The sequence below is a fragment of the Terribacillus saccharophilus genome (assembly GCF_046592895.1).
GTDB classification, from domain to species: domain Bacteria; phylum Bacillota; class Bacilli; order Bacillales; family Amphibacillaceae; genus Terribacillus; species Terribacillus saccharophilus_D.
Window position 1 is genome coordinate 1,162,979 of the sequence record NZ_JAWVPU010000001.1, and the last position, 23,194, is coordinate 1,186,172.

At 45.5% G+C, this 23,194-nt stretch carries 24 protein-coding genes, 3 tRNA genes, 1 other RNA gene and 1 other annotated feature; of the genes, 19 read left to right on the plus strand and 9 right to left on the minus strand.

Features of this window, described 5'->3' with window-relative positions:
• The first annotated feature begins 46 nt into the window (after positions 1-46).
• From SFC66_RS05570 to proC, 6 genes are all read left to right on the plus strand, one after another.
• Positions 47-727, plus strand: coding sequence for a uracil-DNA glycosylase (locus SFC66_RS05570; protein ID WP_411217696.1), 681 nt, complete (start codon positions 47-49; stop codon positions 725-727).
• A gap of 106 nt (positions 728-833) precedes the next feature.
• A complete protein-coding gene (locus tag SFC66_RS05575) occupies positions 834-2,162 on the plus strand; it encodes a serine hydrolase (RefSeq protein ID WP_411217697.1) in 1,329 nt (442 codons plus the stop codon).
• 263 nt (positions 2,163-2,425) lie between these two features.
• Positions 2,426-2,627 (plus strand) — a binding site (T-box leader).
• A 50-nt stretch (positions 2,628-2,677) separates the two neighbouring features.
• Entirely contained in the window at positions 2,678-3,952 is a 1,275-nt protein-coding gene (serS, locus tag SFC66_RS05580; RefSeq protein WP_411217698.1) for a serine--tRNA ligase, read from the plus strand.
• Positions 3,953-4,012: 60 nt separating this feature from the next.
• A tRNA-Ser gene (locus tag SFC66_RS05585) sits at positions 4,013-4,107 on the plus strand.
• A gap of 58 nt (positions 4,108-4,165) precedes the next feature.
• Positions 4,166-4,258, plus strand: a tRNA-Ser gene (locus tag SFC66_RS05590).
• A 132-nt stretch (positions 4,259-4,390) separates the two neighbouring features.
• Complete coding sequence (gene proC / locus SFC66_RS05595) at positions 4,391-5,212, plus strand: pyrroline-5-carboxylate reductase (protein ID WP_411217699.1); 822 nt, start codon at positions 4,391-4,393, stop codon at positions 5,210-5,212.
• 26 nt (positions 5,213-5,238) lie between these two features.
• Here proC and SFC66_RS05600 read toward each other — a convergent pair whose 3' ends face one another.
• The gene (locus SFC66_RS05600; protein WP_411217700.1) at positions 5,239-5,922 is read right to left on the minus strand and encodes a deoxynucleoside kinase; all 684 of its coding nucleotides are present in this window, start codon (positions 5,920-5,922) and stop codon (positions 5,239-5,241) included.
• Positions 5,919-6,560, minus strand: coding sequence for a deoxynucleoside kinase (locus SFC66_RS05605; protein WP_411217701.1), 642 nt, complete (start codon positions 6,558-6,560; stop codon positions 5,919-5,921). The genes SFC66_RS05600 and SFC66_RS05605 overlap by 4 nt, the downstream gene beginning before the upstream one ends.
• Positions 6,561-6,710: 150 nt before the next feature.
• On the opposite strand from SFC66_RS05605, the gene SFC66_RS05610 reads away from it, so the two are divergent.
• Positions 6,711-6,783, plus strand: a tRNA-Arg gene (locus SFC66_RS05610).
• Positions 6,784-6,831: 48 nt separating this feature from the next.
• Here SFC66_RS05610 and SFC66_RS05615 read toward each other — a convergent pair.
• The 4 genes from SFC66_RS05615 to SFC66_RS05630 are packed head-to-tail and all read right to left on the minus strand — an operon-like array spanning position 6,832 to position 10,816.
• Positions 6,832-6,993 carry a hypothetical protein gene (locus SFC66_RS05615; RefSeq protein WP_411217702.1) on the minus strand — a complete coding sequence of 54 codons (162 nt, stop codon included), beginning with the start codon at positions 6,991-6,993 and terminating at the stop codon, positions 6,832-6,834.
• A complete protein-coding gene (locus tag SFC66_RS05620; protein ID WP_411217703.1) occupies positions 6,993-8,237 on the minus strand; it encodes a Ger(x)C family spore germination protein in 1,245 nt (414 codons plus the stop codon). The genes SFC66_RS05615 and SFC66_RS05620 overlap by 1 nt, the downstream gene beginning before the upstream one ends.
• Positions 8,234-9,322 (minus strand): GerAB/ArcD/ProY family transporter, encoded by a 1,089-nt coding sequence (locus SFC66_RS05625; RefSeq protein ID WP_411217704.1) that lies wholly within the window; start codon positions 9,320-9,322, stop codon positions 8,234-8,236. The genes SFC66_RS05620 and SFC66_RS05625 overlap by 4 nt, the downstream gene beginning before the upstream one ends.
• Positions 9,323-9,337: 15 nt before the next feature.
• On the minus strand, positions 9,338-10,816 hold the full coding sequence (locus SFC66_RS05630) for a spore germination protein (RefSeq protein ID WP_411217705.1): 1,479 nt from the start codon (positions 10,814-10,816) through the stop codon (positions 9,338-9,340).
• 193 nt (positions 10,817-11,009) lie between these two features.
• Here SFC66_RS05630 and SFC66_RS05635 point away from each other — a divergent pair, with 193 nt between their 5' ends.
• Complete coding sequence (locus SFC66_RS05635; RefSeq protein ID WP_411217706.1) at positions 11,010-11,765, plus strand: N-acetylmuramoyl-L-alanine amidase; 756 nt, start codon at positions 11,010-11,012, stop codon at positions 11,763-11,765.
• Between the two features lie 163 nt (positions 11,766-11,928).
• Here SFC66_RS05635 and SFC66_RS05640 read toward each other — a convergent pair whose 3' ends face one another.
• A complete protein-coding gene (locus SFC66_RS05640; RefSeq protein ID WP_411217707.1) occupies positions 11,929-12,120 on the minus strand; it encodes a CsbD family protein in 192 nt (63 codons plus the stop codon).
• 247 nt (positions 12,121-12,367) lie between these two features.
• On the opposite strand from SFC66_RS05640, the gene aldA reads away from it, so the two are divergent.
• The 4 genes from aldA to SFC66_RS05660 all read left to right on the plus strand — a co-directional run bounded on the left by aldA (position 12,368) and on the right by SFC66_RS05660 (position 17,042).
• Positions 12,368-13,810, plus strand: coding sequence for an aldehyde dehydrogenase (gene aldA / locus SFC66_RS05645; protein WP_411217708.1), 1,443 nt, complete (start codon positions 12,368-12,370; stop codon positions 13,808-13,810).
• A gap of 174 nt (positions 13,811-13,984) precedes the next feature.
• On the plus strand, positions 13,985-15,688 hold the full coding sequence (gene acsA, locus SFC66_RS05650) for an acetate--CoA ligase (RefSeq protein WP_411217709.1): 1,704 nt from the start codon (positions 13,985-13,987) through the stop codon (positions 15,686-15,688).
• Positions 15,689-15,755: 67 nt separating this feature from the next.
• Positions 15,756-16,268, plus strand: coding sequence for a type 1 glutamine amidotransferase domain-containing protein (locus tag SFC66_RS05655; protein ID WP_411217710.1), 513 nt, complete (start codon positions 15,756-15,758; stop codon positions 16,266-16,268).
• Positions 16,269-16,322: 54 nt separating this feature from the next.
• Positions 16,323-17,042 carry a DUF3891 family protein gene (locus SFC66_RS05660; protein WP_411217711.1) on the plus strand — a complete coding sequence of 240 codons (720 nt, stop codon included), beginning with the start codon at positions 16,323-16,325 and terminating at the stop codon, positions 17,040-17,042.
• A gap of 26 nt (positions 17,043-17,068) precedes the next feature.
• Here the strand turns inward: SFC66_RS05660 and SFC66_RS05665 are convergent, their stop codons facing one another.
• Both SFC66_RS05665 and SFC66_RS05670 read right to left on the minus strand, forming a co-directional pair.
• Complete coding sequence (locus SFC66_RS05665) at positions 17,069-18,355, minus strand: LysM peptidoglycan-binding domain-containing protein (RefSeq protein ID WP_411217712.1); 1,287 nt, start codon at positions 18,353-18,355, stop codon at positions 17,069-17,071.
• Between the two features lie 69 nt (positions 18,356-18,424).
• Positions 18,425-18,949, minus strand: a complete 525-nt coding sequence (locus tag SFC66_RS05670) for a cysteine hydrolase family protein (RefSeq protein ID WP_411217713.1) — start codon at positions 18,947-18,949, stop codon at positions 18,425-18,427.
• 99 nt (positions 18,950-19,048) lie between these two features.
• Between SFC66_RS05670 and tadA the strand changes: the two genes are divergently transcribed.
• From tadA to SFC66_RS05705, 7 genes are all read left to right on the plus strand, one after another.
• On the plus strand, positions 19,049-19,528 hold the full coding sequence (gene tadA / locus SFC66_RS05675; protein ID WP_411217714.1) for a tRNA adenosine(34) deaminase TadA: 480 nt from the start codon (positions 19,049-19,051) through the stop codon (positions 19,526-19,528).
• Positions 19,529-19,597: 69 nt separating this feature from the next.
• Positions 19,598-19,863, plus strand: an RNA gene (gene ffs / locus SFC66_RS05680) — signal recognition particle sRNA large type.
• A gap of 119 nt (positions 19,864-19,982) precedes the next feature.
• A complete protein-coding gene (gene dnaX, locus SFC66_RS05685; RefSeq protein ID WP_411217715.1) occupies positions 19,983-21,659 on the plus strand; it encodes a DNA polymerase III subunit gamma/tau in 1,677 nt (558 codons plus the stop codon).
• Between the two features lie 26 nt (positions 21,660-21,685).
• Positions 21,686-22,003: a YbaB/EbfC family nucleoid-associated protein gene (locus SFC66_RS05690; protein ID WP_095230411.1), complete on the plus strand. Its 318-nt coding sequence runs from the start codon at positions 21,686-21,688 to the stop codon at positions 22,001-22,003.
• Between the two features lie 15 nt (positions 22,004-22,018).
• A complete protein-coding gene (gene recR, locus SFC66_RS05695; protein ID WP_411217716.1) occupies positions 22,019-22,615 on the plus strand; it encodes a recombination mediator RecR in 597 nt (198 codons plus the stop codon).
• Between the two features lie 14 nt (positions 22,616-22,629).
• The gene (locus tag SFC66_RS05700) at positions 22,630-22,845 is read left to right on the plus strand and encodes a YaaL family protein (protein ID WP_411217717.1); all 216 of its coding nucleotides are present in this window, start codon (positions 22,630-22,632) and stop codon (positions 22,843-22,845) included.
• 73 nt (positions 22,846-22,918) lie between these two features.
• Positions 22,919-23,179: a pro-sigmaK processing inhibitor BofA family protein gene (locus SFC66_RS05705; RefSeq protein WP_411217718.1), complete on the plus strand. Its 261-nt coding sequence runs from the start codon at positions 22,919-22,921 to the stop codon at positions 23,177-23,179.
• The last annotated feature ends 15 nt before the right edge of the window (positions 23,180-23,194 follow it).

Genomic DNA, 23,194 nt, shown 5'->3' on the forward strand with positions numbered 1-23,194 from the left:
TCATAACGGGTATAGGTCTGATACAATGTCCAGGAGGTGGAAAGGCATGACAAAACAAATTATCGATAATGACTGGCAGGACATCCTGCAAGAGGAGTTTGAAAAAGACTATTACAAAGAACTCCGCAGCTTCTTGAAAGAAGCATATCAGGAAAAGACGATTTATCCGGATATGCACCAAATTTATGAAGCATTGCAAGTGACATCATTCGCAAACACAAAAGTGGTCATTTTGGGACAAGATCCGTATCATGGTCCGAATCAAGCGCATGGTCTTAGTTTTTCGGTGCAGCCGGATGTAGCTGTTCCAAGATCACTTATCAATATTTACAAAGAGCTGGCAGATGATATCGGCTGTTCCATTCCCACACATGGCTATTTGCAGCACTGGGCGAAACAAGGTGTGCTGCTTTTGAATACGGCATTGACGGTAGAAGCACACCAAGCAGCCTCACATCGCGGCAAAGGCTGGGAGCATTTCACGGATCGCGTCATCGAATCACTGAATGACAAGCAAGACCCCGTCGTATTCATCCTTTGGGGGAAACATGCACAGGAAAAGCAAAAATTGATCGATACAGAAAAGCATTATACATTGACATCAGTACATCCAAGCCCATTGTCTGCAAGACGCGGCTTTTTCGGCAGCAAGCCATTTTCCAAAACCAATGCGATATTAGAAAATAATGGGTTGGGACCGATTGACTGGTGCATCCCAGACCTGTGAACAAAATGTAGAATCGGTACAAAGTACGTTCCCCTCTACCTACTGTCTATGGTAAAATAGCGTGGATATGCAGTAACGATTCTATATTTTGTGGAGGTAGGAACACTTGAAACATCTTTTGAAAGCATCGATGATCGGTTTGCTCGCGATGCTGATTACGTTTAACACTTTTCTAGCGAAGCCACTAGACACACAAGCTGCGGAAGGCTTTGATATTGAAGCGGAATCCGCAATTCTAATAGACGCCAACTCTGGCGAAATATTATACGCGAAGCAGGCAGATCTCACTTTACCTCCAGCAAGTATGACGAAGATGATGTCGGAATATCTCATACTGGATGCAATCGCAGCAGGAGATATCTCTTGGGATACGACAACGCAAGTAAGCGACTATCCATATAGTATTTCCTCCAACACGGATTTCTCCGGAACAGGACTTACACAGGATAAAGATTACACAGTACGTGACTTGTACAACGCCATGGCAATCTACTCCGATAATGCCGCTACAATCGTGCTAGCTGAACTGGTAGCTGGCAGCGAGACGGAATTCGTCAAGATGATGAATGAAAAAGCAGAAGAAATCGGCATGAAGGATTATAAATTCGTCAACTCATCTGGTCTTTCCAACTCTGATTTGGGCGACAACAGAGTAAAAGGCACGAATATCAATGACGAGAACTTGATGACAGCGAAATCCACTGGCATCCTTGCTTACAATTTGATCAAGGATCATCCAGAGGCGCTTGAGGTTGCCAGTCAGACACAAGCAAAATTCGATGGCAAAGAGATCACGAACTGGAACTGGATGCTTCCAGACATGCCAGGTTACTTGAAAGCATATGGCTATGAAGGCATGGATGGTTTGAAAACTGGACATACAACACCGGCAGGCTATTGCTTCACAGGTACAGCAGAGCGTAATGGACAGCGTTATATCACTGTCGTCATGAGAACGGACAGCGAAGAAGCGCGCTTCCAAGAAACGAAAAAATTGCTTGATTATGGCTTCAACCAATTCAAGAAAACAGAGCTTTATAAAGCAGGTTCTGAAATCAAAGATCACGATTCCGTACCCGTGGCAAAAGGAAAAGAAGACAGTGTAGCAATCTCTACTAAAGATGCGGTTACAACGTCTGTGAAGAACGGGGAAGAAGATAAATACCACTTGGAATACAAAGTGGATAAAGACAAGCTGGATGCTGACGGCGAACTCGTTGCACCAGTCAAAAAAGGCGACAAAGTAGGAACAGCAACACTTGTCTATGACGGAGATGATCAAGGCACGATCAATGGCGGCGCTTATACTGTCGACGTCGTTGCATCGGAAGACGTAGAAAAGTCCAACTGGTTCATGCTCTCCCTAGGAGCAATCGGCGACTTCTTCGCCGGCATCTTCACTAGCGTGGCAGACACAGTCAAAGGCTGGTTTTAATTAGAAAAGCGAAAAAGAACGTTTAGAAACGGAGGAATAGGTGAGAAAGCCCGGAATGAGGCGCTCTTCCTCGTGCAGGGATTTATCGCCTATACCGTAGTTTCTGGTTTCTGTAGCTAGACAATAACGAAAAGCGGAAGAGGCAGCAGCCTTTCTCCGCTTTTTTTTGTATAAAATCCTTTCTATGCGTGTAAGCTAGAGCTGAATTTGCATATCATACTTGCATAATGATCTGGAATTAGCTATTCTGGAGGAAGAATAACAACAACGTGATGATAGGAACTAGTAACTGGCAGCATGCTTAAAGAGAGTCGATGGCTGGTGGAAATCGATGCAGCGCTGTGAGTGAATCCATCCTGGAATGGTATGGAGACATACCCGGTACAAACCGTTATCTTGTCGAGCCGGAAGACTTTTTTGTCTTCAACCAGGGTGGTATCGCGGGTGAAACATCTCGTCCCTTTTTTCTAGAGGGATGGGATGTTTTTTTGTTTAATAAAAAGGAGGAAGCACATATGCTGGATTTAAAATATTTGCGTTCAAACACAGAAGAAGTGAAACAGAGACTGAAAAATCTTGGTGAAGATCCATCTGTCTTGGATAAAGTCGGTGATTTGGATGATCGCCGCCGCAAACTTATCAATGAAACAGAGGAACTGAAAGCAAAGCGCAATGAAGTTTCCAAGCAAATTGCAGTTCTTAAAAAAGAGAAGCAAGATGCCGATGCTCAAATCAAGGAGATGCGCGAAGTGGGCGACCAAATCAAAGCTTATGATGAAGAGCTTCGGGTCGTGGAAGGCGAACTTGATATGTTATTGCTCTCCATCCCTAATCTTGCACATGAAAGCGTGCCTGTAGGCAATTCCGAGGATGATAATGTAGAAGCACGTAAATGGGGCGAAGTGCAGCAAAAGGACTTTGAGGAAAAAGCGCATTGGGATCTAGCAGCTGACTTAGGGATCTTAGATTTCGAACGTGCTGCAAAGGTAACCGGAAGCCGTTTCGTATTCTACACAGGATTGGGGGCTCGTCTGGAGCGTGCTTTGATCAACTTTATGATGGACCTTCATGCGGATGAGCATGGCTATCAGGAAATGCTACCTCCGTACATGGTGAATAGAGCAAGCATGACAGGAACAGGTCAGCTGCCGAAGTTCGAAGAAGATGCTTTCAAGGTAGATGGATGGGATTACTTCATGGTACCGACAGCTGAGGTTCCTGTAACGAACTATTATCGTGAAGAGATCTTAAAAGGGGAACAGCTGCCGCAGAAATTCACTGCATTCAGTGCATCTTTCCGTTCCGAAGCAGGATCTGCCGGTCGTGATACACGCGGTTTGATCCGTCAGCACCAATTCAACAAAGTGGAGCTTGTTCAGTTTGTTAAGCCGGAAGAATCTTATGATGTGCTGGAGGAAATCACAGGACATGCTGAGAAAGTCCTGCAGCTGCTTGAACTTCCACACCGTGTAGTTACATTATGTACTGGCGATCTTGGCTTCTCTTCTGCAAAAACATATGATCTTGAAGTGTGGATGCCTAGTAACGGAACGTATCGCGAGATTTCTTCTGTATCCAATTTCGAGGACTATCAAGCACGCCGTGCCGGCATCCGCTTCAAACGTGATGACAAGAGCAAACCGGAATTCGTTCACACACTGAATGGATCTGGTCTCGCATTGGGCCGGACAGTTGCTGCCATCTTGGAAAATTATCAGCAAGCAGATGGCTCCGTGAAAGTTCCAGAAGCATTGGTACCTTATATGGGCGGCAAGACAGAGATCCGCTAAGCGGAGTCCTTGACAGGAACATTGGAAATATGGTGAGATAGCTTTTGGAGACAAAAGTATGGAGGGGTACCCAAGTCCGGCTGAAGGGATCGGTCTCGAAAACCGACAGGGGCCTGTTAAGGCTCGCGGGGGTTCAAATCCCCCCTCCTCCGCCATTTTTCATATTTTGTTGACATGTTGATGTTCTATATGATATATTAGTCTTTGTCTTACGGAGGAATACCCAAGTTTGGCTGAAGGGATCGGTCTTGAAAACCGACAGGGGCTTAACGGCTCGCGGGGGTTCGAATCCCTCTTCCTCCGCCATTTTTTATTAACGCATAAAATTGGAGATACAAACTGTTACGTTTACGTAACGGTTTTTTTTATATATGTTGACTTCTGCTCGGAAGCGACAGATAATACAACAAACTTGTTTCACGTGGAACGGAGGCATTTATGAAGAAAATTGCATTTATCGGAGCTGGTGCAATGGCAGAGTCACTCGTGAAAGGAATCCTCACGGCAGAGCAGCTGCCGGCAGAGGCTATATGGCTGACAAATCATGCAAATGATGAGCGGCTGGAGGAAATGCACCATGCGTATGGCGTTTCCGTTACAAGGAATCAAACAGACCTTCTGATCGATGCAGATGTGATTCTGCTGTCAATGAAGCCAAAAGATGCCGAAGCAGCAATGGCTTATCTGAAGGAATCAAACCTGAAGCCTGACCAAATTATCGTCAGCATGCTTGCTGGAATTCCGACATCTTTCTTGGAAGAGCATCTGCCAGAAGGACAGCCTGTCGTGCGGGTGATGCCGAATACATCGGCTACCATTCTGGAAGCAGCAACGGCGATAGCGGCAGGAGTCCATGCAGGCAACCGTGAAATGCAAGTTGTACATGAATTGTTCCATACGGTTGGAGCTGTGGTCCAGGTGAAGGAAGAGGATATGGATGGTGTCACTGCTATCTCAGGCAGCGGTCCTGCTTATCTGTATTATTTGATGGAAGCGTTAGAGGAAGCGGGCAAGCAAGTCGGCTTGGAAGAATCAGTGGGCAAGCAGCTGCTGATCCAGACGTTCATAGGTGCTGCAAAGATGCTCGAGCAATCTGAACTCACTCCCGCACAGCTTCGTGCCAACATCACCAGTGCAGGCGGTACGACCGCTGCAGGCATATCCGTATTGGAAGAGCAAGGTGTCAAAGCCGCCATCCAAGCCTGTGTACAGGCAGCAGCAGCACGCTCCAAAGAAATGGGACAAGCATATACAAAATAAAAAATCCGCCAAATTCGGCGGATTTTTTATTTTGATGGCTGGCGTGATGTCCATTTACGGGAGTGTTCAATGAAATGGCCCACTTTTTCCAAGATAGGTTCGATGCTTGTATTCGGGTTGAGAAGGTCGTAGTCTGCTATATTCACGCGCAATACCGGACAAGCGTTGAAGTCATTGATCCATTTCTCATAACGGTGGAACATTTCTTCCCAATAGCTGATCGGTGTTTGCTGTTCCATTTCCCGGCCGCGCTGCTTGATGCGGCTGATGATGTGATCAAAGGATCCTTCCAAATAAATCAGCAAGTCAGGGTGCGGGAAATATGGTGTCATGACCATGGCGTCGAACAGGGAACGGTATGTTTCATAGTCGACTTTGGACATGTTTCCTTCTTCATGAGCCATGCGGGCGAAAATGCCTGTGTCTTCGTAGATGGAGCGATCCTGGATGAAGCCGCCGCCATATTCGAAAATACGTTTTTGTTCCTTGAAGCGTTCAGCCAGGAAATAGACTTGAAGATGAAAACTCCAGCGTTCGAAGTCAGCATAATATTTATCCAAATAAGGATTGCCATCCACTTTCTCAAAGCTGGTACGGAAATCCAGTGCCTCTGACAATGCTTGTGTCATCGTCGATTTTCCGACGCCGACTGTACCAGCTATGGTAATGACACTGTCTGCAGGAATATGATATTTATCTCTTAAGTTCATGATGATGTTACTCCTTTATCCAAGTGAGAGGAAATCCTTTCACAGATATACTTCCAATCTTGTTCATTCTTCACGAAATCCAATTGATCACCACTTAACCGAAGTACTGGCACATGCGGGTTGTCTCGTTCGAATTGATCCATGAAGGTCTGATAGTCAGCAGCTAATTGTTTCAGATAATCCGGTTGGATATGCTGTTCTACTTTGCGATCACGTAATTCAATGCGCTCGAGCAGTGTTTCCAGACTGGCATCCAAATAGATGACCATGTTGGGCAGTGCGATATCTTCTGTCAAAATGGAGAAGATTTTGCTGTATTTATCAAACTCCGGTGCAGCAAGTGTCCGTTTTGCAAAAATCATATTTTTAGCTATATGGTAATCGGCAACCACCGGCTGATTTTGGGAAAGAAAGTCTTTGCGAATGTCATTCAGCTGCTTGTAACGATTGGTCAAAAAGAACATTTCCAGCTGAAAGCTCCACTCTTCGATATTTTCGTAGAATTTGCCGAGAAACGGGTTCTCTTCCACGATTTCCTTCAGCAGCTCATACTGGAAATGTTCTGCAATTCTTTTAGCTAATGATGTCTTGCCGACACCAATGGGACCTTCCACTGCAATAAATGGCAGCTCGTGCATGATGTATCCTCCAAACTAAAACGTTGTATGGCAAATAAATATAGTTTACCATAGAAGGGTTCTTGCTTCGATATAAGGAGAGAAGAAACTGATGGAAAAAGCGACAGACTTTGCAAGCTCCGCTGATTCCGTTATAATAGTATATGTCGTGGCTCCGTAGCTCAGGGGATAGAGCATCGGTTTCCTAAACCGTGTGTCGCAAGTTCGAATCTTGCCGGGGCCGTCTGTATATGAAAAGTAAGCCACAGCCTGTGAGGGCTGTGGCTTTTTTTTAAAATCGATAGAGCAAGAAGGGACTGATGATCACAAGCAGGATCACGCAGATGACAGCTGCTGTTCCTTTTTTATTGTTGGTCTTATAAACAGAGTAGCCAAACAATCCAGTATAAATAGTGATGAAGATAACCATAACTCCCATTAAAAAGAACTGCATCAATCCCTCACCTCTCTTATATCAGATTCTCGGAGAATCTTACCAAATTCCAGACTTTTTACATTCACATGCAGTCTTATTTTGGCATTGGGGTAAATTTTGTTCGACCAGTCTGCTTTTTCATAATCCTTGATTGTCAGAAACTTTTTTCTGATATGCAGGGACCAATAGAAGGGTTCCAGCTTATACTGCTCCTGTGTTTTCTTGACTAGTTTTTCTGTTCTTTCCTCCAGTTGCTTCTGTATGGAATCATGGAGTATTTTTCTCTTCTTAGCTTGAGTCACATAGCTTTCAGTGCTAGGTATGGCAAAAATATTCATGTGCGTATTCACGTATACATCGATATTTGTCCTGCTTTTTGGCTGGTAGTCTATTTTCACCCTTACTTTGTCTATTTGAACTCGTGCGCTAACATCAAATTCAGGCTGAAGCGGGTCGGTGTAAGTAGCTATGATATCCTGCTGGGGCAATGTTGTATCCAACATCAAGGAATAGCGGTTTTCTTCGCCTGTTAAAATATCAATCATCTGTCCTTCCTTGAATACTGCAGAACCCATGAATTGTGTCCTATTTCCGCCTTTTAACGGCACTTCTCCTGCTTCATAATTATCTTCTGCTCCATATTCATCGTTTGGATCTCTTCTCGTAGTGGCGAATGGTGCAATGAATAAATCAGCATCACCCTCGGTGATTTGAAAATAACGAACGAGTGGTGCATCCGGTATAACGCCTGTTTCCTTAGCGCGATCAAGCATGTATTGAAAATACTTATGCGGACGGGATTCCAGCCTCGGTTTATTCTTCCTGATAAATTCTTCTGCATTTTCCTTACTGATAACCAGCTGAGCATTAAGCTTCAAATCGACTGTACTTGGAGCAGATTGCATTAAGTGAATGAATTGCTTCGAGCGAGCCAGTTTTTGAGATACAATCACAACACGTGCTTGATCCAGTGTGATTTCTTTTGCTACGGATGCATTGGCCGCACTGGTAGCGGAGAGAAAATCCGTGCCTAACACACTAACTATTTCTTGCGGCGGTTCTGGCGTAGAAGCGGTTGTAGCAGAACTGCCTACTTCAGGATTGGCTATCTCAAATGTAAAACGAAAGATGTTTTCTTTCTCCGTCTTATCGACACCTATGCTGATGACGTATGCTTGCTCTTCAAGTTCTTTGCGATCATAGCATCCAGTTAAAAGGACAGCTGCGTGTAGAAGCAGCAAAATAAGAAGGATCTTTTTCATGTTTTTCTATCCTTCCAATAGGATGCAATCCAAAGCAGAAAGGGGAAGAGGAAGAATATGGGAGTTGACAGCTGCAAAGTATTCTCCCTAAAGACCATTTCGTTTACAGCAAAACTAGGAGGTATGAGGGAGATAATCATCGCAATGAATCCCAAAGGAAGCAAAAGTCCTTCAAATCGTTTGATCTCAAAAATGGCCCCGAATATCCAGCATAATAAATAAAGGAAAATAGTGAAACGCAGGAAATTGGAAAACATCCAGCCAACCATGAAAAGTGTACTAATATTTGTGAAAAAATGCCCAAGCGATACAACTTCCGTTGATTCTTGATAGAGAAATGCGACGTTATCGATAGTATTATAATCAAATGTTGCCGAGTAGATGATATAAAAAGAAATGATCAGGATGCCAGATAGACTGCTTCCAAGATACATACCTGTTCGAAAATACTTTGCTTGATGAAATGCTTGATAAGCAATGGTAATCAAAAAAATCTCCAGGAAGGCGCCAGATTTACTAATGCCCTCCCTTAATAAAGTACCGACACCGTCTCCGAAAATTGGGAAAATGCGAAGGAATACAGCATCCTTTAAATCTATTACGACTACGGCGATAATCGTAATGACTATAATGGGATTCAATGCCCATGTCAGGCTTCCGATTGTCTCCAATCCTTTATGGGCGATAAGAAGACAAATTCCGAGGAAGATGACATAAAGCAAGAGGGTGGGGGAATTCGGATAATATAAATAGTTTATTTCTTCCATGGCATTACGCATGTCTGAGAACATGGATATAAATCCAAATGTGAAAAGAAGCAATGCCAGCAAAGTGCCTGCTTTCTTTCCAATCAAGTGGAATACCAGTTCAACCAAGTTGTACTTTTCATATTTTTTCAGCAAAAACATCAGTACTAGGAAAGGTCCCAGCAGAAAGAGAAAGGAGACTAGCGGAACGATCCATATCGCATTCTGAGCGTTCTCGGCAAATAAGGCAGGCGTTGTATCACCGCCTTTCAAACCTATCAGCATGAAAATCATGACAACTAGCTCACGGATACGTAATGGTTTTTTATTAAGTTCCATTTTGCAGGTCCCCTTTCAATATTTATCCCAGTCTTTTGGATTAATGAATCCTGGCCGCCACTTCTCCTTTTTTAGTATCATGCGAAGAAATGTATCCCTTGGTGATCTGTTCATCGGAGAAGCTGGTGAGAAATAGCTAACACCAAAAGACTTGATGGATACGACATATCCCACCCAAACCAATATTGCCCCCAGTAAACTTAGCAATCCATAAAAACTGGCTGCCAGGATGAAAAGGAACCTGGAAATCCGCAATGTATGATTAATATTGTAGTTTGCGGCAGTGAAAGAGGATAAGCCGCTTAAAGCCACGATTATGACAACGATCGGGCTTACTATGTTCGCCTCGACTGCGGCCTGTCCAAGGATCAATGCTCCGACAATACCGATGGTAGGCCCGAGTGGGGATGGAATTCGTACCCCTGCCTCACGTATTAATTCAAAAGCGATTTCCATCAAGAGAATTTCAAAGACTATCGGGAGTGGTACCCTTTCCCTGCTGGATGCAATGGCGAGCAGCAAATCGATCGGGATAAGCTGACTATGATAATTCGTTACAGCTACATACGTTGCAGAAACAAATAGGGTGATAAAATATGCAGCAGCTCTTATCAGCCTGCTGAAGTTCCCGAATGCCCATCTCAAATACCGGTCTTCCGGGGAATGGAAGAATGACCATATGGTAGCAGGTGCGATCAGACAAGAAGATGAATTATCCATGATGACGGCGATAAAACCTTCCGATATATAGTTTGCAGCATTGTCTGGTCGTTCTGTGTACAGCATCGTAGGGAATAAAGAAGCCGGTCTTTCCTCAATGAATTGCTCCAGAATCTCGATATTTCGGATATTGTCGACGGTGATATCTTTGATCCGCTGTTTAAGATTTGCTAATACTTTGTCGTTGACTAAATCCCGTGCATAAATCAGTGAGACAGACATAGCGGGTCTTGTGCCAACGCTGACGTTTTCCACAATCAAGTCCTTGGAAGGGATGTGCTTGCGGAAAATCGAAATATTTGTCGATACTGATTCAGTGAACGATTCTTTCGGACCTTTAACGGTCTTCTCATTTTCAGCTTTTTCGACTGCACGATGTTTATAGTCATCAATCTTTGCTTCGAAGCCTTGGTTCACTCCATCTTTAAAGATAAGGACGCTGCCTGCGTTCAGCCCTTTTTCCACTTCATCCATATTCTTTACGGAACTGATATTGCCAACCGTGATAATTTGAGCTAGTGAATTCTCTTTTTTCGTCTCAAGTAAAGGCGCAACAATGTGCTCGTTCAATTGTTTTATATCAATGATGGTGGAATAGTAGAACACGTGGTATTTCCCAGTTGGTCCCCGAAGTTCCCGGGAATTGAAATCAAAGTTGGTGCCATATAGAAATTGTTTCTCGAGATAGGTTACATTATCTTTCAACGTTTTCGATATTTTAGTCTCTTTCCGCTTCTCGACTGCCTCTGTCCTCTTTTTCTGCCAAGGAAACATCACCGATCACCTCTCTTGTTCTGTTAGTATGTCTAATCCGCTTTTTTTTATGAACGGATAACACAATTGGATACCTATCTTTCGATAATAGAAACAGAATGGGTTGTGAAATTGTGACACCAACCGCTTTTATCTAGTACAAGGCTGCATAAAGTAAGATAAGCAGTCAAAAAAAGAAAAGGGAGATGGTCGAATGGTGAAAATTTATGTAGATCCAGGTCATGGAGGAACAGATCCAGGAGCAACGGCAAACGGACTGCAGGAGAAAAACATCGTGTTGGCAATCGGGACATCGATTCGTGATATCCTGCAGCTGGAATACGAAAATGCGGAAGTTCGCATGTCGCGGACGGGTGATACATTCCCATCACTCAGCCAGCGTACGAACGATGCCAATAGCTGGGGAGCGGATTTCTTCCTCAGCATCCACATCAATGCCGGCGGCGGTGCAGGGTATGAGGACTTCATTTATACGTCCTTATCCGACAGCTCCGAAACAGGTGTCATGCGCGCTCGTATCCACGAAGAAGTGATGAAGCTGATCGGAATGTCGGATCGCGGAAGGAAAAAGGCGAATTTCCACGTTCTTCGGGAGACGAATATGCCTGCAGTGCTGACGGAGAATGGTTTTATCGATAACAGTGCCGACGCGGCCAAAATGAAGACCAATTCATGGATCCAAAATGTAGCGAGAGGGCATGTGAATGGCTTGGAGAGAGCATTGGGATTACAGAAGAAATCGGGAACAGGTTCGACATTCCTGATTCGGGTGAAGGCGGCATCCTTGTATTATTACGATGCACCGGATTGGAATGCACGTGCTGGGACGGTAAGCCAAGGGGAAGTATTCACGGTGACGGAGACCCTGACCGTCAACGGTTCGACAATGTATAAACTGAAGAGCGGGTATTATATCACTGCGAACCCACAGTATGTAGAGAAAATCTAAAACAAAAATGGCTGCCGGAATGGCAGCCATTTTGCGTTAGAAATTTAGGGGAAATCTATGACATTAGTGTAGCACGAAAATTGCCGAAATTGGGCACTTCTCTAACTTTCCCAAGTGCCCTTCAGATTTTGTCAGTTTATCTGACAAAAAGCCAGTCACTTTCTTAGCGGCGTTCAGCATCCTCTTTTAATTTACCTGCTGTATCTTGCAGATTTCCTTTTGCTTTATCTTTCTTACCGTCTGCCTGCATGCCTTTATCATTCTTGGCATTGCCGACTTGATCTTTCATTTCGCCTTTTGCTTTTGATACGGCACCTTTTACTTTGTCACCTAAACTTTGTTTATTTTCAGCCATGGATGATCCACTCCTTAAAGTTTTGTTGTTGTATAAATCTCTTCCCGCTAAAAAAAATCATAAACTTTTTCAATAAAGTTGTTTAGAATTTGCAGGGGCGGGTATAGTGTTATCAGGTATCCCCCATACCACTAATCTGCTAAGTGTAAGAAAAGGCCTGTTCTGTAATGGAGCAGGCCTTTTTACGTTTGTCTTCTTCTATATGGTGGAAAACAACCACCAATAAGCAAAAAATAGGAGGATATAGATGGAGACACAACAGCTATATATAAATGGACGATTTGTTACTTCCAATTCCGAAGAGACAATCGATATTTTGAATCCTGCCACAGAAGAAGCGATTTCGAGGATCCCGAAAGCGACGGAAGATGAAGTGAATCAAGCGGTGGAAGGTGCTGCTGCGGCCCAGAAGGAATGGGAGCAGACACCGGCCATCGAGCGAGCTAAAATCGTGCGCCAGCTAGGTGATGAGTTAGAGAAACGGAAAGATGATTTCGTAGCGCTGCTGCAGGAAGAACAAGGGAAGAACTATGAACTTGCCACTGGTGAAGTGGATATGGCAATCGACTTTTTCCGCTATACATCCGAGTGGGCTCGCCGCATCGAAGGAGATATCGTCCCAAGTGATCGGCCAAACGAGAATATCCTCATTTACAAGAAACCGATCGGCGTTGTAGCAGGTATCGTACCTTGGAACTTCCCGGTCTTCATACTGGCGCGTAAAGTTGCCCAAGCACTGACAGCCGGCTGTACACTGGTTCTAAAGCCAAGTCAGCAGACACCGAATACAGCGTATGCGTTCACTAAGATGGTCGATGAATTGGGTATCATACCAGATGGTGTCTACCAATACGTCACTGGAACAGGATCGGCATTAGGGAATCAGCTGGCTTCCCACCCGAAAGTCGATATGATTTCCATCACTGGCAGTGTGACAGCAGGAACGAAAGTGATGGAAGCAGCCGCACAGAATATCACCAAGGTGAACCTGGAACTTGGCGGTAAAGCACCCGCCATCGTGACGGCAAATGCTGACTTGGATTTGGCTGTGGAGCAGATCAAAGCTTCCCGCCTGCTCAATAATGGCCAGACCTGTACGAATGCAGAACGCGTTTATGTGCATGAAGCAATAGCAGAAGATTTCACGGAAAAATTGAAACAAGCTTTCGAGCAGGTTTCCTACGGTGATCCTGCTGAAAATCATGATGTGGAAATGGGTCCGCTTGTCAGCAAAGACCGTCTGGAAGCAGTGGAAGAGATGGTGGCGGCTGCAAAAGATGACGGGGCGAATTGTATCATTGGCGGTAAGAGAGCGGATGCAGACAATGGCTACTTCTATGAACCGACCATCCTGACGAATGTACAGCATGACTCGGATATCATCAAGAATGAGATATTCGGTCCTGTCGTTCCGATTGTAACGTTCACCGACCTGGAGGAAGCAATTGAGATGGGTAATGATACCGACTATGGTCTTTCCTCTTCTGTCTACACAGAGAACTTTCATGAAGCGATGAAAGTGGTCAATGAGCTGAAGTTCGGCGAAACTTATGTGAACCGCGAAAACATGGAAGCTGTTCAAGGCTATCATGCAGGTATCCGTAAATCCGGTCTTGGCGGCACGGATGGAAAGTACGGCATTGATGACTTCCTGATCACACAAGCTGTATATATGCAATATAAGAAGTAATCCGAAGCACCCGCTTAGTATAGGAGCGGGTGCTCATTTTTTTGTTTTCACTTTGATTGGTAAAGAAAACAAGGTACAATGGAAATAACCTACTTGCTTTGCTGATGCAGACAGAGGCTTTTTTATTCGTTTTTATTGTAAACGCTTACAAATTTAAGGGAAGGATGTCGAATCATGAAAATGTTAGCACCTCTCGACGGGAAGCACAATGTAACGGATCTTGAAGCATTACGTCAGTCGTTTACGTGGAGTCAAATGGAACGTGATTTTTCCTGGTATGATACAGGAAAGCTGAACGCAGCTTATGAAGCAGTCGACCGCCATGCAGAGAATCCTGCCAAGATGGATCAGCTTGCCTTGATTTATCAGGATGGACAAACAGGAGAAAGCTGGACTTTCAAGCAGCTGAAGGAACGCAGCAACCAAGCTGCCAATATGCTGAAATCACTCGGTGTGACAAAAGGGGACCGCGTTTTTTTGTTCATGCCGCGCTGCCCTGATTTTTATGCGAGTTTCTTTGGTATTCTCAAAAATGGTGCTGTGGCTGGCCCATTGTTTGAAGCTTTCATGGAACAGGCGGTGGAAGATCGGTTGAAGGACAGCGGTGCCAGTGTGCTGATCACAACAAAAGCATTGCTGCCGCGGGTGAACCGTGATAATCTGCCCGATTTAAAAGAGGTGATCGTCCTCGATTGTGATGAACTAGAGGGCATACATGATTACAAAGATTTGATGGACCGGTCTTCAACCGAGTTCGAACCAGTCTGGGTGGATAAAGAGGACGGTATGCTGCTGCACTATACTTCCGGCTCGACTGGCAAACCGAAAGGCGTCTATCACGCACATCGAGCCATGATCCAGCATTATGCAACGGGCAAATGGATTCTGGATCTGCAGGAAGACGATGTGTATTGGTGCACGGCCGATCCAGGATGGGTGACAGGAACAAGCTACGGCATTTTCGCACCTTGGCTCAACGGAGCGACGAATGTCATTGCGGGCGGGCGCTTCACACCGGAAGCTTGGTATAAAGTCATCGAACAACATAAAGTTACGGTGTGGTATACAGCTCCGACAGCATTGCGTAAGCTGGCGGCTGCAGGTGATGAGGTTGCGTATGCACATGATTTGTCTTCGCTTCGTCATGTCCTCAGTGTCGGGGAGCCTCTCAACCCGGAGATCATTTATTGGGCGGAAGAAGTGTATGGAAAACGTATCCATGATACTTGGTGGATGACGGAAACGGGTGCCATGCTCATCGTCAATCATCCGACATTGCCGATCAAACCGGGAGCGATGGGCAAGCCGATACCCGGTATCGAGGCTGCCATCATCGATGATGCAGGGAATGTCCTGCCAGCCCATAAAAGTGGAAATCTGGCAGTGAAAGCTGGCTGGCCGTCGATGATGAAGACAATCTGGGGCAATCAGGAAAAATTCGATAGTTATTTCATCAATGGCTGGTACGTATCCGGTGACAGCGCCAAGATGGATGACGAAGGTTATTTTTGGTTTGAAGGCCGCTTGGATGATGTTATCAATACCTCCGGAAAGTTGGTCGGCCCTTTTGAAGTGGAAAGCAAGCTGATCGAGCATCCAGCAGTTACAGAGGCAGCCGTGATCGGGAAGCCGGATGAAGAACGCGGGGAAATCATCAAAGCTTTCATCACATTGGATAAAGGGCAAAAGGATTCGATGGAGCTGCGTGAGGAAATCCGCATGTTCATAAAAAAGGGATTGAGTGCACATGCTGCTCCGAGGGAAATCGAAATCGTCACCTCCATTCCGAAGACAAGGAGCGGTAAGATCATGCGCCGCCTGCTGCGGGCAAAGGAACTCGGACTGCCGCTAGGGGATACGTCGACATTGGAGGAATAACAGGTTTAATCCATAGCTCATGTGGAACTATACATTGTGTGATACTTTATAAGAGGAGTGTTAAACAATGGCTAAGATTGCAACAGTGATTACGGATACTTTCGAAGACGTGGAATACACAGACCCGGCAAAAGCATTCAAAGAAGCTGGTCATGAAGTGACAACGATTGAATTTGAAGCAGGCAAGAGTGTGACAGGCAAGCAGGGCGAAGCGACAGTTTCCATCGATAAAGGCATCGATGACGTGAAACCGGAAGACTTCGATGCGCTCTTCATTCCTGGCGGTAACTCACCGGATAACTTGCGCGCAGATGATCGCTTTGTCAACTTTGCGAAGCATTTCATGGATGAGCAGAAACCTGTATTCGCAATCTGCCACGGTCCGCAGCTTTTGATTACGGCGAAGACATTGGAAGGACGCACAGCGACTGGCTATAAATCCATCCAAGTGGATATGGAGTATGCCGGGGCGACTGTGGAGGACAAAGAAGTTGTTGTATGTCAGAATCAGCTGGTTACGAGCAGACAGCCGGATGATATTCCAGCTTTCATCGACGAATCCTTAAAGTTATTGAAATAAATACGGATAATGACTCCCGGCGCAATGCCGGGAGTTTTTCATAGGAGGGAGAATATGATTGTCCGAAGAAATGATGAGGGAAAAACAGTGCTGATACCGCAGCATGCCCACGCAGCTATTTCCGGGGAAATAGCCAGACATTGGCGCCAGGATGATCCTGAATCGCCCGTTCAGCGTCCTGATGTAATCATGGCAATCGAGCAGCATGACCGCGCTTGGATTCCGCTGGATGAAGTACCAAGAGAAAAGCCGGATGGAGATGGATTTTACAGCTTTGTTGATTACCCTTTAACGGATAAGCTGCGAGCATATCAGCAAGGTATCATGGAAGTCCGGGAGCAGTCCCGGTACGCTGCCATCTTATGCAGCCGGCATTATGGTTCCTTTTTCCCTGATGATACCGATGATGAACACATCAAAGCATTCCTCGATCGTGAGAAAGGATTGCAGCAAGCTGATAAGGAGACACTCACAGCAGTTGATCAAGCGACATTGGATGCCGATCAGAAATTCCTGTCTTTTTGTGATGATGTTTCCCTCTATTTGTGTATGAATATACCAGGAGCATCAAAAGACGAGGAAGTGAATTGGTTTCGTGACGGATTCAAGGAAAAGTTCACTTTTGCAGAAAAGATAACTGGGGAATGGGTATCAACCGATAAGGTCAAATTATCACCTTCGCCGCTTGAAGAAGCACTGCAAGTAGTCATTCCACAATATATCCTTGAAGATGGGAAGTTCAGGGAAGAGAAGCTCCATATAACGGTAACATAAAAAAAGAGCAGTCTATGGGCTGCTCTTCAAAGTTTCCTGATCGTGAAATTGTCGGTGAGCAGCAGCCAGTTTTGCGGGAAGGAAAGACCGAGCTTCCAATAACTGATGCCGCGTAAGTTCAATTCCTTGATCAAGTCGAATTTTGCCTGGATGGAACGCGCATCCTCAAACCATACTTCATGCTGTGCCCCATTTGAGGCGGTATAGTTGAAAAACGGGGCTTGAGCTGTTGTATCGTATTGTATCGCAGCATTATTTTCACGGGCAATCGCGATGGCTCGCTGCGGACTGATGGCACGTGCATATTCACCGCCCGGCTCATAAGGAAGTGTCCAATCATAGCCGTATAAATTTTGCCCAAGCATGATTTTGCTGGCAGGCATTTCCGTTAAAGCATATTCCACTACGTCACGCACATTCGGCAGCGGAGAAACTGCCAATGGCGGTCCGCCACTATAACCCCATTCATAAGTCATCAAAACGACGAAATCGACAATTTCCCCATGTGCAGCATAATCATGTGCTTCATACCATTGTCCTTGCTGGGTTGCACTTGTTTTTGGCGCCAATGCTGTCGAAACGCGCAGTCCTGCAGGTCGAAGCCTGGCAACTGCACGTCGCAGGAAATTGTTATAGTCTTCCCGATTTTCTGCCGGAAGGAATTCGATATCGAAATGAACCTCCCGGAATCCGATGTCATTGGCAGTGTTGATGATATTCGTGAATAGATTATCCTGGACGGATGTGACTGTCACGATGCGTGCACCCAGCTCGGCACTGAACTGTCCATTTTCGATAGTGGAGATGGCTAAACTGAGTGTTGTATTGTTACTGCTTGCTATCGTGGCGAATTCATTCAATGGTGGTGCAGTAAGGTTTCCTTGACGATCCACTTTGTAACTGAAAGGCATCAAGTAGGTAAGATAAGGGGCGCGCTGTCTGGCGGCTGTTTCCAATGTCTGGGAGACAGTATCTCCGGATGGCTCGATGTAAGCATTCGTTTCGATCTGTACTTTCGGTTTTGGCGGCAGGTAAAGACGCTGTCCGGGCTGCAGGATCGCTCCTGTCGGAATGTTATTGATGCGGGCAAGTTCAGCAACGGATAAGCCGTTTCTTGTGGCAATGGTGTAAAGACTGTCGCCTGCTTGGACATAATAGAATGAACCGATGATCGGGATAACCAGACTCTGGCCAACGACAAGGTCATTAGGAGCTTCTAATTCGTTTGCGGTAATCAATTCCTGACTTGTGGTGCCATAACGGCTTGCGATGCCACCCAGTGTATCACCAGGCTGCACTGTATATATTTGCAAAACGACTCCTCCTTTGGAAAGCCTCTGTAAAAAAGCTATGCGCGGAGCAGCCGTCTTATGTCAGATTGATCAGATTGATTCTGTATTGGCACTCAAAGTTGCTTCAATGACACGAAGTGCATCTTCATTCTGTTCCTTTGTATTGGATGCTACACAGTTTCTCGGGACATCCAGCTTGAATTCACGCATATGTGCGTCATTAGCAGAAAAGATGACACAAATATTACCAGCCACACCTGCGAGTATGACATGATTGCAATCCAGCTCTTTCAATAAAGACGGAAGTGATGTTTGGAAGAATGCGGAATGCTTCGGCTTCAATAGGAAGTAATCATCTTCATGCGGCATCATCTTATCGATGACTTCTTTATTATCGTCATTCCTGCAATAATCGGCTATTTTCTTGAAGTTATCCTGCCAGATTCCATAGTGATCATTCACGAATATCACAGGCCAATCATTTTCTTTTGCTTGTTTGCGCAGCTTTTCCCAATTAGGGAGGATTTCTTTTGTGTTTTCCAGCAGCTGGTCACCGCCGGGAAAATCGAATGTGTTGAATACATCTATGAAAAGTACGGCTTTTTTGTCAGGCATGATAATTCCCCTTTACTTCGTAGTAGGAAGCTTCTTATACTTATACATTATCAACTTTAGGTGATTTGAAACCTTTGGATAGAAATGTGGGAGATAAAAATGACGACTGATGCTTATTGGATGGAGCAAGCGATAAATGAAGCGAAGCGCGCCGAGCTCCTTGGAGAAGTACCAATTGGAGCCGTTATCGTGAAGGACGGGGAAATGATCGCTTCTGGATACAATCTCAGGGAAACGACACAACAGGCACATTCCCATGCAGAAATGGCTGCCATTCAAGCTGCCAATGAAAAAATCGGAAGCTGGCGGCTGGAGGATTGTGATCTGTATGTGACGCTGGAACCGTGTCCGATGTGTGCAGGTGCCATCATACAATCACGAATCCGGCGTGTCGTATTTGGTGCTTATGATCCGAAAGCAGGCTGTGCGGGTACTTTATATAATTTATTGGAAGATGATCGCTTCAATCATCAGACAGAAGTGACGGGCGGTGTGCTGCAGGAAGAATGCGGCGGCTTGCTGACATCCTTTTTCCGGGAGCTCCGAAAGAGAAAAACGGCAAGAAACAGCAAGGTTTGATTTTTTGTTGTAAACAAGCTATACTATGAAGTGCGCTAACAAATGCGCCTAACTTTATTCACAACTTAGCCGTGCTAAGCGGGGAGGTAGCGGTGCCCTGTACTCGCAATCCGCTATAGCGAGGCCGAATTCCCGCCCGAGGTAATGCGGCTTTAAGGTCTGCCATAAGGAATTGGTGTTGACACCCGGGTCCTGCGCAACAGGAACCCGTGAACCCTGTCAGGTCCGGAAGGAAGCAGCAGTAAGCGGTCTTTCTTGTGTGCCGCGGGGAAGCCTGGGTCGAGCCATGAACTTATGTAACGCTTAGATCCGTATTATCGACGGTGGGTGCACGGCGCTTAACCAATAAACAATCAGAGTCCTTGCCATTTGGTAAGGGCTCTTTTTATACATGTAGTATCAGTAACACAATTCCGTTATAATGAAGGAAGAATGAAAAAAGGAGCGCGGCGTAATGAGTTATCAAGCGTTATATCGTGTTTGGAGGCCAAGGACATTCCAGGATGTAGTAGGCCAGGAGCCGATCATCCGCACACTGAAGAATGCCATCATGCAGGATAAGTTCTCGCATGCCTACTTGTTTTCCGGCCCGCGTGGTACAGGGAAGACAAGTGCGGCGAAGATTTTTGCGAAGACGATCAACTGTGAGCATGCACCGGTGGAAGAAGCATGTGGAGAATGTGCAGCCTGCAGAGGAATCCAGGATGGATCGATTGCGGATGTCATCGAGATAGATGCAGCATCCAATAACGGCGTGGAGCAAATTCGGGATATCCGGGATAAAGTGAAATATGCACCTAGTGCGGTAAAATATAAGGTATATATCATCGATGAGGTTCACATGCTTTCGATCGGGGCGTTCAATGCACTTCTGAAAACGTTGGAAGAGCCACCGAAGCATGTGGTCTTTATCTTGGCGACAACAGAACCGCATAAAATACCGCTGACGATCATCTCCCGCTGTCAGCGTTTCGATTTTAAACGGATCAATCAGCAGGCGATGGTGAATCGGATGCAGGAGATCCTTGAAAAAGAACAAATCAATGTGTCCGAAGAAGCAGTCGAGTCGGTTGCACTTGCAGCTGAGGGTGGGATGCGTGATGCACTCAGTTTGCTGGACCAGGCTATTTCCTACAGTGAGGAGACAGTCGAGCTTGCGGATGTGCTTGCAGTCACCGGTGCTGTTTCCCAGGACAGGCTGACCGAGGTCATCCGTGCTTGTGCAAGGCAGGATGTCCAAACAGCACTAGAACAAGTGGATCAGCTGATACAAGATGGGAAGGACCCGGGACGGTTCGTTTTTGACCTCATCTATTACTTGCGTGATTTGCTTATGTTCCAAAGTGCTCCGGGTATGGAGAACATTCTGGAACGAGTGTTGGTGGATGACAGTTTCAAGCAGCTGGCAGAGGAAGTGGATGGCACTTGGATTCAGGAAGCGATCGTGGAGTTGAATCGCTGCCAGCAGGAAATTAAATGGGCTAACAGTCCGAAAGTGTTTGTCGAGATTGCCATTTTGCACATTGCAGATCAAAGTGCACCGACTGCAAGTGTGGAAGTCGAAGCGGTCCAGCAGCTGACACGGAAAATATCACAGTTGGAACAGGAATTGAAACAATTGAAACAGCAGCCTCAAGCAACCGCTGCTCCAGCTGAACAGCCGAAGCGTCCAGCGCGTACCGGCAGTAAGAATAACTACCGCATACCGTTTGAACGCATACGCCAAGTATTATCGGAAGCGGCGAAGGATGAGCTGAAGCTTGTGGCTGAACATTGGGCAAGCTTTATGGAAGCATTGAAACGGCAGAGTGCCCCTGCACATGCTACAATCCTCAACAGCAAGCCAAGGGCGGCATCCCAGAATGCACTTATCATCGGGTTCAAGTATGAGATTCACTGTTCACTTGCCTTGGAACATAAAGACACGATAGAATCATTATTAGCAGAACGGATCGGACACCAAGTGACGGTCATTCCGATTCCGGAGGCAAATTGGACAGAACTGCGGGAAGATTTTCTGAAGAATCAAAAGCAGCAAGATTCAGATGAGGATACAAAGCAGGAGGAAGACCCGATTATAGCAGAAGCAAGGAAGCTTGTCGGGGATGACTTACTCGAAATAAAAGAATAATACTCAATCCAAGGAGGGATTTTTCCATGCGTGGTGGTGGGAATATGAACAATATGATGAAACAGATGCAGAAGATGCAGAAGAAGATGATGCAGGCTCAAGAAGAGCTTCATGAAATGACTTTCGAGGCAACTGCAGGCGGCGGAGCTGTAAAGGTGATCGCCAACGGTAAGAAAGAAATCACTGATGTAGTCATCCAGGAAGAAGTAGTAGATCCGGATGACGTGGAAATGCTTCAGGATCTGATCATTTCTGCTACGAATGAAGTGTTGAAGCAAGTAGATGAAAAATCCAACCAAACAATGGGACAGTTCACGAAGGGGTTACCTGGAGGAATGTTCTAGGAGGCAGCTGAATAGATGTATTATCCCGAACCGATTTCGAAGCTGATCGACAGTTTCACCAAATTACCTGGAATCGGACCAAAGACTGCCGTGCGTCTTGCTTTTCATGTGCTCAGCATGAAAGAAGATGACGTCATGGATTTTGCGAAGGCTTTAGTGAATGCCAAGCGTGAACTGACCCACTGCAGCATCTGCGGTCATATCACGGATCAGGATCCTTGCAGTATTTGCCAGGATGAAGCTAGGGACGGCTCTCTCATTTGTGTCGTGCAAGATCCGAAAGATGTCATTGCGATGGAGAAGATGCGCGAATTCAATGGGAAGTATCACGTATTGCATGGTGCCATTTCTCCTATGGATGGCATCGGGCCTGAAGATATCAATGTCCCATCACTTTTGAATCGTCTGAAAGACGAGGAAGTAAAGGAATTGATTTTGGCTACCAATCCGAACATAGAGGGCGAAGCAACTGCTATGTATATATCGAAGCTAGTCAAGCCATCTGGTATACGAACAACTAGGATTGCACACGGTCTGCCGATGGGTGGAGATCTGGAGTATGCAGATGAAGTCACCCTTTCCAAAGCTATGGAAGGCAGAAGAGAACTGTAAAGCAGGTGAAACTAATGGCTGGCAGAAGATTGAAAAAATCCGATGTGGACAAAGAGTTGTTAGAGGATATATTCAAGTTGAAGAATGATTGGATGAGCATCCGATCTATAATAGAGAGAAGTGTCGATGCTAGTGAGCTGGGCCAATACGATTTGCAGGTAGCCCAAGCTAAGTATCTGTTCATGCTTCGTGAAGCAAGACACCGTAACCTTAACGCATTGCGTACTTGACGCAATGCGTGTTCTTTTTTCTTGTCTGTTTTCATATCGTAGAAAGCAGGACAAGTTAAAGGAGAGATGGAATATGTCGTATGCGGTTATCGGAATTCTGTTGGCAGCAGTTGTTGTTTTGCTTATTTCAGGAGCTTCGGGAAAGCTTTTCGGATTCGTGTTGAAAGGTTCGATTAGAGTGGTGTTGGGTGTATTTCTATTATTTTTATTCAATGTAGTAGGAGCGCTTGCTGGACTTCATATCCCGATAAATGCTGTAACAGCAGTGTTGGCTGGCGTACTAGGGATTCCTGGAATTGCGTCTTTGGCCGCAATTCAATATTTTTTATTATAATTGGTTGCATTGTTC